At 52.8% G+C, this 13,375-nt stretch carries 14 protein-coding genes; 8 read left to right on the top strand and 6 right to left on the bottom strand.

What is annotated here, in order from left to right; all coding sequences use genetic code 11:
- A partial coding sequence (locus LBF86_03455) for a flagellin (GenBank protein MDR0664559.1) occupies nt 1-102 on the top strand: 102 nt, incomplete at its 5' end.
- 1,047 nt (nt 103-1,149) lie between these two features.
- Here the strand turns inward: LBF86_03455 and hoxE are convergent.
- The 4 genes from hoxE to nrfH all read right to left on the bottom strand — a co-directional run bounded on the left by hoxE (nt 1,150) and on the right by nrfH (nt 4,759).
- Entirely contained in the window at nt 1,150-1,644 is a 495-nt protein-coding gene (gene hoxE, locus LBF86_03450) for a bidirectional hydrogenase complex protein HoxE (protein ID MDR0664558.1), read from the bottom strand.
- A 63-nt stretch (nt 1,645-1,707) separates the two neighbouring features.
- The gene (locus tag LBF86_03445) at nt 1,708-2,190 is read right to left on the bottom strand and encodes a hypothetical protein (protein ID MDR0664557.1); all 483 of its coding nucleotides are present in this window, start codon (nt 2,188-2,190) and stop codon (nt 1,708-1,710) included.
- A 500-nt stretch (nt 2,191-2,690) separates the two neighbouring features.
- On the bottom strand, nt 2,691-4,214 hold the full coding sequence (locus tag LBF86_03440) for an ammonia-forming cytochrome c nitrite reductase subunit c552 (GenBank protein MDR0664556.1): 1,524 nt from the start codon (nt 4,212-4,214) through the stop codon (nt 2,691-2,693).
- 20 nt (nt 4,215-4,234) lie between these two features.
- Entirely contained in the window at nt 4,235-4,759 is a 525-nt protein-coding gene (gene nrfH, locus LBF86_03435) for a cytochrome c nitrite reductase small subunit (protein ID MDR0664555.1), read from the bottom strand.
- A gap of 426 nt (nt 4,760-5,185) precedes the next feature.
- Here nrfH and LBF86_03430 point away from each other — a divergent pair, with 426 nt between their 5' ends.
- Complete coding sequence (locus LBF86_03430; GenBank protein MDR0664554.1) at nt 5,186-5,857, top strand: flagellar biosynthesis protein FlgD; 672 nt, start codon at nt 5,186-5,188, stop codon at nt 5,855-5,857.
- A gap of 21 nt (nt 5,858-5,878) precedes the next feature.
- Entirely contained in the window at nt 5,879-8,419 is a 2,541-nt protein-coding gene (locus tag LBF86_03425) for a flagellar hook-basal body complex protein (GenBank protein ID MDR0664553.1), read from the top strand.
- Nucleotides 8,420-8,476: 57 nt separating this feature from the next.
- On the opposite strand, the gene LBF86_03420 is transcribed toward LBF86_03425, so the two are convergent.
- Both LBF86_03420 and LBF86_03415 read right to left on the bottom strand, forming a co-directional pair.
- Nucleotides 8,477-8,704, bottom strand: coding sequence for a hypothetical protein (locus LBF86_03420; GenBank protein ID MDR0664552.1), 228 nt, complete (start codon nt 8,702-8,704; stop codon nt 8,477-8,479).
- Nucleotides 8,701-8,916 carry a DUF4177 domain-containing protein gene (locus tag LBF86_03415; GenBank protein ID MDR0664551.1) on the bottom strand — a complete coding sequence of 72 codons (216 nt, stop codon included), beginning with the start codon at nt 8,914-8,916 and terminating at the stop codon, nt 8,701-8,703. The genes LBF86_03420 and LBF86_03415 overlap by 4 nt, the downstream gene beginning before the upstream one ends.
- Before the next feature lie 98 nt (nt 8,917-9,014).
- Here LBF86_03415 and hemB point away from each other — a divergent pair, with 98 nt between their 5' ends.
- The 5 genes from hemB (at nt 9,015) to LBF86_03390 (ending at nt 13,375) form a co-directional block, all read left to right on the top strand.
- Nucleotides 9,015-9,992: a porphobilinogen synthase gene (hemB, locus tag LBF86_03410; protein ID MDR0664550.1), complete on the top strand. Its 978-nt coding sequence runs from the start codon at nt 9,015-9,017 to the stop codon at nt 9,990-9,992.
- A complete protein-coding gene (gene argF / locus LBF86_03405; GenBank protein ID MDR0664549.1) occupies nt 9,989-10,942 on the top strand; it encodes an ornithine carbamoyltransferase in 954 nt (317 codons plus the stop codon). Before hemB ends, argF begins: the two co-directional genes overlap by 4 nt.
- Nucleotides 10,943-11,106: 164 nt before the next feature.
- Nucleotides 11,107-11,790 carry a methyltransferase gene (locus tag LBF86_03400; protein MDR0664548.1) on the top strand — a complete coding sequence of 228 codons (684 nt, stop codon included), beginning with the start codon at nt 11,107-11,109 and terminating at the stop codon, nt 11,788-11,790.
- Nucleotides 11,778-12,149: a YkgJ family cysteine cluster protein gene (locus tag LBF86_03395; protein ID MDR0664547.1), complete on the top strand. Its 372-nt coding sequence runs from the start codon at nt 11,778-11,780 to the stop codon at nt 12,147-12,149. Before LBF86_03400 ends, LBF86_03395 begins: the two co-directional genes overlap by 13 nt.
- Nucleotides 12,146-13,375 carry a hypothetical protein gene (locus tag LBF86_03390; GenBank protein ID MDR0664546.1) on the top strand — a complete coding sequence of 410 codons (1,230 nt, stop codon included), beginning with the start codon at nt 12,146-12,148 and terminating at the stop codon, nt 13,373-13,375. The genes LBF86_03395 and LBF86_03390 overlap by 4 nt, the downstream gene beginning before the upstream one ends.

Raw genomic sequence — 13,375 nt, 5'->3', positions numbered from 1 at the left:
AGCTCTAACTTCAGCAAACAGAGCATTCTAATTCAAAGCGGAAGCTACGCGTTAAGCCAAGCTAACGCCGTTCAACAAAACGTCCTAAGACTACTCCAGTAGCCTACAAAACGCGATCGAGCGCCTAACAAAGCGCCTCGATCGCCTTTTTAATCCTTATTTACAAACTTGTCTAACGCGCATAAAAACTAACCGCGTTATCATTTCCTCGCTTCGCTAAAACCAGCGTCCCCGTTATTCCCGCTTCTCCCGTCATTCCGCGCCCCCTGTCATTCCCGCGAAAGCGGGAATCCATAAAAAAGGTTAAAAGAACGCTATCAATACGCTTAACATTACGATTGTTTAACAAAGATGGATACCCGCCTTCCTCCGCAATTACGGGCGGTAAACCGCCCTATCGCTCCGCGCGGGTATGACAGAGAGATAGGCGGATACTCGTTTTGCTCCGCGATTACAAAGCGCTCGCGTTTGCTCCGCACGCGGTATGACCAGGAGGAGCGCCCCTTGGTAGAAGCGCTAGGCGCGCAAGAGAGCGTGTAGGAAGGCGCAAATCCGCATTCTCGTCATTCCCGCTTCTCCCGTCATTCCCGCGTAGGCGGGAATCCATAAAAAAAGTTAAAAGAACGCTATCAATACGCTTAACATTACGATTGCTTAACAAAGATGGATACCCGCCTTCCTCCGCAATTACGGGCGGTAAACCGCCCTATCGCTCCGCGCGGGTATGACGAGAGGGGACGGTATGTCGCGCATTGTTATTCCCGCAAAGCGCCCGCCCCGACAGAAGTCAATCTTTCCTTTCACGCCTTCGGCGTATTTGGATTCCCGCCTTCGTGGGAATGACAATAAGATTAAACGGCGATCTAATGAAAATTATGGAGATGGATTCCCGCCTACGCGGGAATGATGGGGAAGGGCGGGAATGACGAGAGGGGGGCGCGGGAACGACGCGATTTTTCACGCCTTCGGCGCGTCGGATACCCGTTTTACGGGTATGGTAAAGAGGATCGTCATCTGCGAATACTCATCTTAGCGTCTATAAAAACTGTTTTACGGGTATGGCAAAGAGAGTCGTCGTTTCCGCGATCGGCGCGCAAATTAAGGCGGGCGTTGATCTCCTCTTTGATTTCGACGCGTTTTGCCGACCGCTTAATCGTTTGCGGCGCTTGTCATCTTTTCGCTTTCGGCGATTACGCTCTCCTCGTTAAGATAGCCGACCGTCCGTTTGTCAAACACCGCGACGGCGGCGAGCGAACACGATCCGAAACAGCGGGCGGTCAAAAGCGAAAGTTCGCCGTCTTCCGTCGTTTCGCCGGGCTTGATCCCGTATTTTTTCTCCATAGCCTCGATCAACTTATTCGCGCCTTTAATATAACAGGCGGTGCCCGTGCATACGACGCAGGCGTGCTTGCCTTTTGGCTTTAGTTGAAAATACTTATAAAAGGTCGCTACGCCGTAAACCTTGCTTTGCGGCAGTCTTAATCCCGCCGCTATAAAACTCAAAACGTCGTTTTCTAGATAGCCAAACACCTCTTGCGCCACATGCAGAGCCTCTATCAACGCGCTTTTCTCGTAGCCGAGCTTGCGCATTGCCCTATCGACCTGTTTGTAGCGGGTGTCCTGCGTGGTAGCCGTTTGCGCCATAAACCTTTCCTTAATTGCGAACGTTCAGGCGCGTATAGTAGCTTAATTTCCGCGAGAATGCTATTACGCGATCATATTTAATAGGGGAAAACCAAGCGAATGTAGCCGAAAATCGATAGTTTCTATAGCGCGATCAAGCGTCTGATTGACGATTTGCGGCAACGCGCCGCCCCAATTTTGCGCCGCTTTATCAAAACCGTCCAAAAATCCGGATTTAGCGGATTTAAGCAGGTTTTCTTCGTCGTCCGCCGCGTCGAAAACAAGCGCGGTCAGTTTTTCCGCCGTTTGCGCCGCGTTCTCGGCAAGCGTCCCCGCTTCGGCGCTTTGCGAGAAAAACAGCTTGGCTTGGGCGTAAAACTCGCTTGCGCTCAACTTAGCCGCGTTCGCCGCGAACGTTTTAGCGGCGGCTTCGTTCTCAGGCGTCGCGCGGTTTGCTCTAGCGCTAGTTTTATCGGCGGTTTCAACCTTGCGCGTTTGCGCCGCGTCATTTTGCCCGACGGAGCGCTCCAAAGCGCTTTGGACGGCTATATCGTTATCAATTTTCATAATTCCTCGTTAAATAGCGTTTTCCCCCGCGCAAGCAAAAATCCCTCCATAACTTGATTTTTTGGCGAGCGCTCGCTACGATCGCGGGCAAAAATAACCCTGATCGGCTAATAGCGCAAAAGTTTGCCTCGCCCTATCGTTTGCGACAACTTGCGATCGCCCGATTAACGCGCTTCGCGAGCGTTTTTAGAACGTCTAACCTAACATAAATGATCGCGCGATTAGCGTAAAAGATCGCTATTTCAAATCGATTTTGATCGCTTAATCCGCGATAACCTCTTGAAAACCGCCGCGACTATACGCGCTCAAACCTTGAAAGCGCCTCGTTAGCCGACGGCGATCTTTTGACGGATCGCGCGGATCGCGCAAACGCCCGCAAGGAGGGCGCGGACAGAACGCCAAGAGGTTACAAAGCCTCGCCGTTCTCGCGCGGCGCGTCAATAACGGTTAGCAACGGCGATAGCCCGATCGCGTTTCTACGCCAGACGTTTTTTGCGGCGCTACTCGCTTTTGCCAAACCACGAAGCCGAATCGTCTTTGTAATCCCTAATATTCTCGTCGAGCAAACCTTGCGCTTTCGCCCTTTCGATCCAGACCGGAACCGTTTCGTCTTTGAACTTTTGTTTGTCGGAGATTAGCGCCTCCATATCCCAACCGGCGAGCTTTTGCGCTTTTGCTTTCGAGCTGAAATCGGGAACCACGTAATCTTTTACGCCTCGTTTAACGAGAATCTCTCTTAAAACCGCGCGAGCTTGCAAAGCGTAATCGTTAGCCTTGGCGAAAACAAACAGCGTTTCGTCGGGCGCGTGAAAGAATCCGCCGTGACTTGCGGAGGCGTAATCCCAACGCCACTGCCCCTCGCGAATCAGGTTAAGCGCCTTTGCCATCTCCGCTTCGCTCGCGCCGCTTTCCCACGCCTTTTGCGCCTCAAGGTGCGCGGCGGCTAGATTATTCACCGCCAAACCAAAGAGCGTTTCTTTGCGTTGGTATTTTTCCTCCAAGATAGACTTTAGCTTAGTCTCGCTCTCGCGGTGGCAGGGCATACAGCTACGATCCATCGTATCAAGAGGGCTTTGTATCTGGTGATCGGAGTATTTAGTCGCGCCCTCTTGCTTGTAAGGCATATGGCAATCCGCGCAAGATACGCCCTTTTTGCCGTGAATGCCCGTAAGATGCAGTTCATAATCGGGGTGTTGCGCTTTTACGATCGGCGTTTTTGACAGCTTGTTTTCAAAATCTTTAAACGGCTTGCCGTCGGGAAAATTCTTGCCGTCGTTGTAGTAGCTCATCTGCTCTTCCGCTCCCAAGCCGTTTTTCCAAGGCAGGGTTACGACCCTCGCCGTTTTGTCGCCGTTTGGCGTGGGGCGAAAATAGTATTCGCTATGGCATTGCGCGCAAACGAGATCGCGCTTGTTTTGGTGCGTCGAGTCTTCAAACGTCGGCATACCCGCCGCCCGCAGACCGTTATTCACGTAAGCGCGCCCCATTTTTAGCTCTCTAGTATCCGCCGTATGACAGTCGTAACAGCCGATCGCGTTCACAACCTCGTCGCCCCATTTGTTCCATTGTCCGCTATAAAACTCCAGATCGCCTTTAGTCTCCATCAAGCGAACTACGTCGGGCGATTTACAGGTCCAGCAAGCCGTCGGAAGCGGGCTATCGACCGTTTCGCTAGGCGCGCCGACGCGAAGCGTGTTGATGTTGTCCATAACGGAGTAATAATGCCCTCGCGGCGCGTTGTAATCTTTGCTAAAGGGATAACCAGCCCAAACGATCGCCAGCGCAGGCCACTTCTTGATCATATCCGCGACTTTGTCGCTCTCTTTGGTTTTTTTCCAGCCGTCGAATTGGCGCGGGAAGTAGCGGCGCCATTGAGAGGTCTGCGCGGGATTTTCTATATTGATCTGCCTGCCGGCGTTAATCTTTTGGCGCTCCTCCTCTTTGGCGTTAACGTCCGAAACCAGAAAGCCAAGCGCGACAATCGCCGCCAATGAAACCGCTAAAAGCGCGATATACTTTTTCATTTTTCCACTCTCCTTACCGATTAAAATTTTACGCCGAGATTATTCGGCGCGGAACTAACGGCGCGAACCGAGCCGTGCGGCGTTTGCCGATGACACGACCAGCATAGGCGATCGCCGTTTGCCGTTTGCTCGTCGAAACGATGGTTTAGATCGGCGTTTTTTATTAGCGAGCTCGCCAAGCTCGCATGACAGGCTACGCAGTTTGCTTGAACGCGTTTTGCCCCGTCGTCGCTTATGACAATCGCCTGCTCGAACGTTTCAAAGGCGAACGCGACGGCGTGATTAAAACCGTCGCGCGCCTTCGCCGCGTATTTGCCGATACCTTCGCGCGGCAGATGGCAATCGACGCACGCGACGGCGTTTCTGTGCGCGCTATGCTCCCATGTGGCGTAAGAGACGTTCATCACATGGCAGTTGATACAGGCTTTTGAATCGGAGCCAAGATAGTCTATGGCTCTAGCGGCGCTAAGGGTATAGCAAAGCAGACCTACGGCTACAATAAACGTTCCAAAGGCAAGCGCGGCAAGCGCTTTTTTCCGTCCCATCGGCGCTCCTTAAAGGCGTAATGCCCAATTATACGCTTCAAACCCTGAATAACAATGTCAAGCGTCAATACCCCCCCTCGTTCCCGCGCTATTTGTCGCGCCTGTAAATAATTGGTATATGGATACGTCGGAGACGCAAAAGAGATAGATTTCCGCTTTTTCTCCGCGATTATAGGCGGTAAACCGCTCTATCGCTCCGCGCGGCAGGGCGGGGACGGGGGCGATATGCGCGCGTTGCAGTCCAATTTTATCGATCGTTTTTTCTTCGCGTTTTGCCGCCTTTAAGCCTCTTAAACTTGCCTTCGCCGCGCTAACGACGCGAGAAGCGGCGAGCGAGGATAAAAACGGCTGAACGGGTTAAATATGGCAATTAGCGGCATAAAAGTTGCTTGAATAAGCTAAAAAACGCGAGCGGCGGAGGGCAAAATGGCTACGGAAGCAATCGATTTTATGGGCGGGACGACAAACGCTACTATCACGTATAATCCAAATAGCGCGCTTGATAAAGACGCTTTTTTGAAACTGTTGCTCGTTCAGCTTCAGTATCAAGACCCGACAAGCCCGATGGACACCGATAAAATGCTCTCGCAGACGGCGGATATGGCGGTGATTGAGTCGCAGGAGAATATCCAAAAGGCGATGGAGAATATGGTTTCCGAGTTTAGGCTCACAAGCGCTTATCAGCTAATCGGCGCGGTCGGCAAGCTGGCGGATACGGGGCTTAACGCGGTGCAGTTTGCGGAAAACGGCGAGGAATATAAAGATTATCTCTTTTACGAAGAGAGTTTTGAAAACGGGCTGTTTATCGTTTCGGATTCAAACGGCGTTCAGATCAGAGCGGAGGTTATCTCTAGCGGCGCGGCGGGCTTGCAGGAGTTTACGTGGGACGGCAAAAATAGCGCCGGCGAATTGGTGGGCGCGGGCGTTTACGCCATACGCGCCGAATATACCGGAAGCGTTTCGGGCAAAAGCTACGTTAGCAATCTCGGCGTTTATCCGATTGAATCGGTCGTTTTAAATCAAAGCGAGCCGCAACTATATCTGGGCGGTCAATACTATACGCTCGATCAGATCGTCTCGGTAAGGGAGCGGCAGTGATCGGCGAATGGAAAACCCGACGTGAATAGCGGTTTTTGGAGCGCGTTAACGGGCGCGAAAACTCATCAAAACGCAATCGACACAACGGCGAATAATATCGCCAATATCAATACTACGGGCTACCGCGCGAGCGCGATAGAGTTTGCTTCGCTATACGATCGTTGCCTCGCGCTCAATTCGCAAACGCTTTCAAGCGACGACGGCGTAGGCGTAAGAACAAGCGCGACGAGAATCGATCTGCGAAGCGGCGCGGCGACGCAAACGGGAAACGCATTCGACGTAGCGATCAACGAACAGGGCTGGTTTGGCGTGGTTGGATCGAATATCTACGACGCAAAAACAATCGTTTACACGCGCGACGGCGCGTTCAGCCGCGACGCGAACGGCAATATCGTAACGCAAAACGGAAACTATCTCTTAGGCACGAGTTGGGGCGCTATGATCAACGACGGCGGCGTATGGAAAATCGTTCATGGCGTAAACGCGGGCGCGATCGACGGCGTAACCGCGCAACAGCCCTTATTCGCGCCCGATAATATCGTTTTTCCGCCGATCGCCACCAAAAACGGCGCGCTGAACGCCAATTTTCCGTATTCGGTTACGCAAACAAAAACGGCGGACAAAAACGCGCCGATCGCTTCGCTATACGATCAAAACGGCGCTTATATGGGACTGAACGCGGGCGATAATCTGCTGATCGCGGCGGGCGATAACGCCGGCGTATTCGCCGCGCTTGGGGAGATCAAAAAAACGATAACGATCAACGAGCATATCGTCTCTCCGCTCGGTTTCGAGCTAAACGGCGTTGCGATAAACGTTTCGTGGGCGCTCGGCGCGAGCGAGGACGAGATCGGCGAGGCGATAGCAAACGCGATAAACGCGAGCGGCGCGGCGAACGCCTCAAGAAGCGGCGCGAATATCGCGATTTCGTCGCCGAACGCCCTTTCGATAGCCAATTCGAGCGACCCGTTTTTAGCGCCGCTAAACGCCTCGATATGGACGGCTAACGCAAGCTCGACGTTAAGCGATCTGCAAGAGACGATCGCGCAAACGGCGCGAGCGATCTATCCGCAAACCGACTTTTTTACCGATTACAACGGCAAGATTACGGCTAACGGCGCCAACAATTTTTCGTTGCTCGTCGCGAACGGCGGAAACTCGCCCGAAAGCCTTTTGACGGCGTTTTCTACCTTCGACGGTTTAGAAAAAACCGCGTTTCAAAGCTCCGTTTTCAGACAATCGGCGATAAGCGCGGAACAAACGGCGATAGCTCCAAACGGAGATCGTCTTGTTCTTGCAAGTTCGGCGCGGCTGATCGCGCCGGCAGATGCGAACGGCGGCGCGACATACGAGGCGACGGCGAGCTTAAAACGGCTTGGAGCGATGAGCGCCGCTTCCGATCTAAGCTCGATTGTCCAAGACGGCAAAGAGCTTGAATTAAAAGGCGGCGAAAATCTATGGTTTGGCTTTGGCAAACTGCCCGCCTCCACTAATATCGGACTAGGCTATTCGCTACCGCTTGCGAGCGATATAGCCGACGGCGAAGCGCCTTTTGTCCGCTTTACGCTTGACGACGCAAGTTACGAATATCTCGGCGCGGACGGCGACGACGCGCTAATTACGGCGGCGGGCGTAGCCGCGATACTTGGCGCGGCGGGTTACGAAACGAGCCGCGACGGAACGAATTTGATCGTTTATCCAAAAGGCGATCGCCTCTATTTCGCAAACGGCGAAAGCAATCTGCCAAACGCGATTTTCGCGCCGATGAGTCTTGGAAACGTCGCCTACGCGCAAGGAGAGACAATCGGCGATTACGCGAGCGCGATCGATCAAATAGCCAATCTCGTCGGCGCGTCCGTTAGCGTCGCAAACGGCAAAATAACGACGACAAACGGATCGAATCAGACGATCTCAAGCGGCGTTTACGGCGGCGATAATACGCCCGAAGCGTTGCTACGGCTTTTTTGCTCGTTAAACGCCGCGCCGGCGGCTAACGCCTCGATAAGCTCCGCTTCGATCGAGGCTTACTCGACGCTTTCTAAACAGACAAAGATCGTGGCGCTGGATCTAAACGGCGCGGCGATCGGCGATACGAGCGTCGTTCTTGATAACGGAGGAACGCCGATCAATTTTAATTTCAACCTAAAAGCGGACGACGGCTTCGCGCAAAGCGCGAGCGTTAGCGCCGACGGCGTTATCGAGGGGAATTTGGAACAATACGCGATCGACGAGCGCGGTTATATCGTCGCCGTTTTTGACAACGGGCGACAGAGCGAGGTTGGACAGATCGCCGTCTATCATTTTGCGAACGATCAAGGGCTTATGCGCGTTGGAAACAATCAGTTTATGCAGAGCGCGAACTCCGGCGAGCCGTTTTTTTATCTTGACGCGAACGGAGCGCAACTGCCGTCGGTAACGGGAGGCGCGCTTGAAAGCAGTAACGTTCAAGCGGCGGTCGCGCTAAGCGATCTGATCGTTTATCAACGATCTTACGAGGGCGCGGCAAAGGCGATTACCACAAACGATCAGCTAATACAAAACGCTATCAACCTTAAACGCTAAGTTTCGCCGCGCGCGAATAGTTAATCTTAAAGTCAAAAGTTAAAAATTAAATGCGGGTCAATCGTCCAAATAGCCCTGTTTTTTCAACTCCGCGTTTTCGACGTAAGAGCGAACGGAGAGCGCCACGATCACGCTGATTACGATTACGATCGCCGCCGACGCGGTTATTTTCGCGAACGCGTCGTCCGAAAAAAGGTTCGCCCACAACTGCGCCAACGCCAACGCGCCCCACGCGACTAGCGTCGTTAGAGGGACGGCGATAGCCGCCGTTTTTAGCGTCTTCACGCCGTTTCCTTTTCCATAACTACCACGTATGCTTCCCTGCTCCAAAAAAGTAGCATGCGGCGCAGGTCTTTTTCCATAGTTACCACCCGCCAGCCTTCCGCCGCGTTCTTTGTGAGAAACGCGCTGAATTTAACGGGATCGACTTTCGCCGCGCCTAACAGTAGCGAGCTTAACGCGCCTTCTTGATAGATAACAACCTTATATTGACGCATAACGTCTCCTTTTCCAATTTTTTGATCGTAACACTCTAGCGAAACGCGCTTTAACCGACAAAAAGGGTAAAATTACGGCTTTTTTCAAAGGAACATAAATGTTCAAACGTTTTAGGCGGCTCAGGTTAAACGCCGCTATGCGCGATCTGGTAAAAGAGACCGTCGTAAGCAAAGACGATCTGATCTATCCGCTTTTCGCGCGCTTTGGCAGAGGCATAAGAAACGAGATCGCCTCGATGCCGGGCGTGTTCCAGCTCTCGATCGACGAGCTTGTCAAAGAGGCAAAAGCGGCGCAAAAGGCGGGGATTAAAGCGATTATGCTTTTTGGCGTTCCGGACGAAAAAGACGAAATTGGCTCCGACGCGTTAAGCGATCAAGGCGTTATCGCGGAAGCGACGCGCGCGCTCAAACAAGCCGCGAACGATCTGTTGGTTTTCACCGATCTCTGCTTTTGCGAATATACCGATCACGGGCATTGCGGCGTTCTTGACTCGCGCGGTCAAGTGGATAACGACGCGACGCTGTTTAATCTCGCCAAACAGGCGCTCGTTCACGCCAAAGCGGGAAGCGACTGCATAGCGCCTAGCGGTATGATGGACGGCGCCGTCGGCGCCATTCGCGCCGCGTTAGACGAAAACGGCTTTGAAAATCTGCCCATTCTTAGTTATTCGACAAAATTCGCCAGCGCCTACTACGGACCTTTTCGCGAGGCGGCGCAATCGACGCCGAGTTTTGGCGATCGGCGCGGCTATCAGATGAATCCCGCGAACGCGCGCGAGGCGATCGCCGAAAGTTTAGAGGACGAGGCGCAAGGCGCGGATATGCTTATGATCAAGCCAGCGCTCGCCTACCTCGACATAACGCGAACGTTGCGCGATCAAACCAACTTGCCGATCGCCGTTTATAACGTAAGCGGCGAGTATGCGATGTTGAAAGCGGCGGCGAGCGCGGGATTGATCGATTACGATCGCGCGTTGATGGAGACGATGATCGCCTTCAAACGAGCGGGCGCGGACATGATTATCACCTATCACGCCAAAGAGGTTTGCGAGTTGTTGGACAGGGGCGCGCGATGAGACACTTTTTAAGCCTGAAAGATTACGAAAAGAGCGAGTTGCTTGAGATTTTAAGTTTGGCGCGCGATATTAAGCGCGATCTGAAGGCGGGCAAAGCGAGCGCGCCGCTTACGGGCAAAACTCTGGCGATGATCTTTGAAAAAAGCTCGACGCGCACGCGCGTAAGTTTTGAGATCGGCGCGGCGCAGCTTGGAATGCAGCCGATCTTTTTATCCTCGCGCGACATTCAGCTAGGGCGCGGCGAACCGATGAAAGACACGGCGCGCGTGATAAGCAGACTGGCGGATATGGTGATGATCCGCACCTTCGCGCACAGCCGCTTAGAGGAGTTTGCCGCCTATTCTAGCGCGCCCGTTATCAACGGGCTTAGCGACGATTTTCACCCCGCGCAGTTGATGGCGGATTATATGACTATGCAGGAGCTTGGCTACGACGAACGCGCGATTGTCGCGTGGATTGGCGACGGCAACAATATGGCGAATAGTTACCTTATGCTCGCCTCCAAAATGGGCTTCGAGCTTAGAGTCGCCGCGCCAAAGGGCTACGAGATCGCGCCAAAGTGGATCGAGTTGGCGAAAGGCTTCGCGCTTACAAGCGGGGCGAAGCTACGTTTTTGCAACGATCCAAAAGAGGCGATCAGAAACGCAAATATCGTCGCCACCGACGTTTGGACAAGTATGGGGCAGGAGGAAGAGAGCAAAAAGCGGCTGAAAGATTTCGCCGGTTTTGGCGTAAGCGAGGAGCTTTTCGCCCTAGCCGACAAAAAAGCCGCGCTGCTTCACTGCTTGCCCGCGCACAGGGGCGAAGAGGTAACCGACGCGCTTTTTGAGGCGCACGCCGACTCAATCTTTTTAGAAGCCGAAAACAGATTGCACGCGCAAAAAGGAGTAATGCTCTGGCTAAGCGGCGCGCGAAAAACCGCCGAGCGCTCCCGATCGCGCGCGTTTTGACGATATTTTAGGCGGCGCGAAAAAGTTAGCGATCAAAAAGCAAACGACGGATAGCTAGGCAAAAACGCCGCGCCGCAAAGCGGCTATCGCCGATAGCTTCGTCGGGTTTTGATCGGACTTGATAGAAGGTTGGATATAATCGCGCTATTTCGCCAAAGGCTTGCATGGAACTGCGACAGCCCGAAAAAGGGTATCGTTACAACACCGATTCTATTTTGCTGTATCGCTTTGCTTCGCAAAAACGGCTTAACGGATCGCTGTTAGACGTGGGATGCGGTTGCGGGATTATAGGCTTGCTGTTGGCTAGGGACTTCGGTTTGTCGCTTGTCGGCGTGGATATTCAGGAGGAGATGGTGAGGTTTGCGGTTCAAAACGGCGCGTTAAACGGCATATCGGCGCGTTTTTTTGCGGACGATTTTCTCAAATTTGATATAGGCGAAAAGTTTGATACGATCGTATGCAATCCCCCTTTCTACGGCGCCAAAACCGCCGCAAGCCCCGATCCGTCGCTAAAACTCGCCAGATACGCCTGCGCGCTTCCGATCGAGGATTTTTTGCGCCGAGCGGGAAGAGCGCTCAAATCAAACGGCGATCTGTTTTTCTGCTACGACGCCTCAAAGGTTTCGTCGCTGTTAAAAACGCTCGGCGATCTGCGCTGGAAAACGCGCGCGATTCAATTCGCGCATAAAACAAACGGCGATTCGGCGCGGCTGATCTTCGTTCGCGCGGGGAAAAGAGCGGTTAAAGCCACGGAGGTTTTACCGCCGCTTATTCTACGCGACAAAGACGGAATAAGCGCCGATATACGCCTGATCGGCAAAAAAGCGGGGACGCTATGCGTGGCTTGATTAAACGAGAGGGCTTTAATTTTGCCTTTGATCCGCAAGCGTGCGAACGTTGCGGTTCTAGATGCTGCGCGGGCGAAAGCGGGGACGTATGGGCGAGCGATAAAGAGATCGCCGCGATCTCCGCGCTGTTGGGCGAAGGCGAGGCGGCGACGCGAGGGTTATATTTTCGTAGAGAACGCGAGGGTTGGCGGGTTAAAGAGCGCGAAACAAAACGCGGTTTCGAGTGCGTCTTTCTTGGCGATAGCGGTTGCAAAATCTACGCGGCGCGCCCGACGCAATGCAAATCGTTTCCGTTTTGGGCTGGCATGAACGAGCAGATCGAGCGGCTAACTCTAGCCTGCGCGGGAGCGATCGTATGAGATCGCTCTTAATTTTGGCGGCGGCGGCGCTGGCAATATTCGCGGCGGGATACAGCCGCGATCTATACGAAATTATGTCGATAGACGCGGAAAACAGAATGGACTACAACGCCTCTAGCGAATATCGCCGCATTATATACATAAACGACGGCGATAAAGTCAGCCGTTTTCGCTGGATCGAGGCGCTGTTTAAGGCGGGGCGCTACGATGAAACGATCAAAGAGGCTAACGCAGCGATTAAAGAGGGCGAGGATATTTTTTTGCGGCGCGTTTTAACGGCGAGTTATTACGGCAAACGCGATCTAGAAAACGCGATTATGAACGCTAAAATTTTGGCGAAACAAGAGCGAAGTTTAGACGTTTATTTAACGCTTGGCGATCTATACGCGTTGAACAAAGAGGATTCAAAAGCGCTTAGAACCTATAGAAGCGCCTACGCGATCGCGCCCGGCGACATAGCGCTCGACAGAATGGCGACAATACTAGCCGAAAGACTTGGCAAAACGCGAGAGGCGATCGCCTATTACGAAACGCATATCGCCGAACGCGGCTGCAGCGAATATATTTGTTCTAGGCTCGTTTCTCTATACGCTCAATCAAACAACGCAGGCGGCGCGGCGAGCGCGTATAAACGCATATACAAAATACGTCCCGATCGGCTGGTGGGCGAAAAAATTATCGAACTGTATTTGATCGACAAAAACTATAAATCGTTAAGCGCTTGGCTTGAAGAGACGCGCTTTAACGACGAGATATTGCTAGAGTTGTATAGAAACGACAAACGTTTTGATAAAGCCGCCGCGATCGCCTCTAAACTCTATAGGGCAAGCGGCAAGATCGATTATTTGGCTTTAAGCGCCATGCTTAAATACGAAGCTGGCGGCGACGCGAATATAGAGCTTGCAAAGCAAACGATCAGCGCGCTTGAAAAGGTTGTGGCGACAAATCAACATCATATATATCTTAACTATCTGGGCTATCTTTTGATCGATCATGATGTGGACGTGGAACGCGGCGTGGAGTATGTTAAGCTGGCGCTAAAGATCGATCCCAACAACGTATATTACGCCGATTCGCTGGCATGGGGATATTTTAAGCTCGGACGCTTCAAAGAATCCTACGATCTGATCGCGAAAGTGGCGGCGGAAGAAAAAAGCGATCCAACGGTGCTAGAGCATTACGACGCGATCAAAAAAAGTTACGAACAATCATTAACAAAGAACTAA

Source organism: Helicobacteraceae bacterium (genome assembly GCA_031258155.1).
Lineage (GTDB): Bacteria > Campylobacterota > Campylobacteria > Campylobacterales > SZUA-545 > JAIRNH01.
The sequence above is the reverse complement of the archived record's forward strand: the minus strand, read 5'-3'. Positions and strand labels throughout refer to the sequence as shown.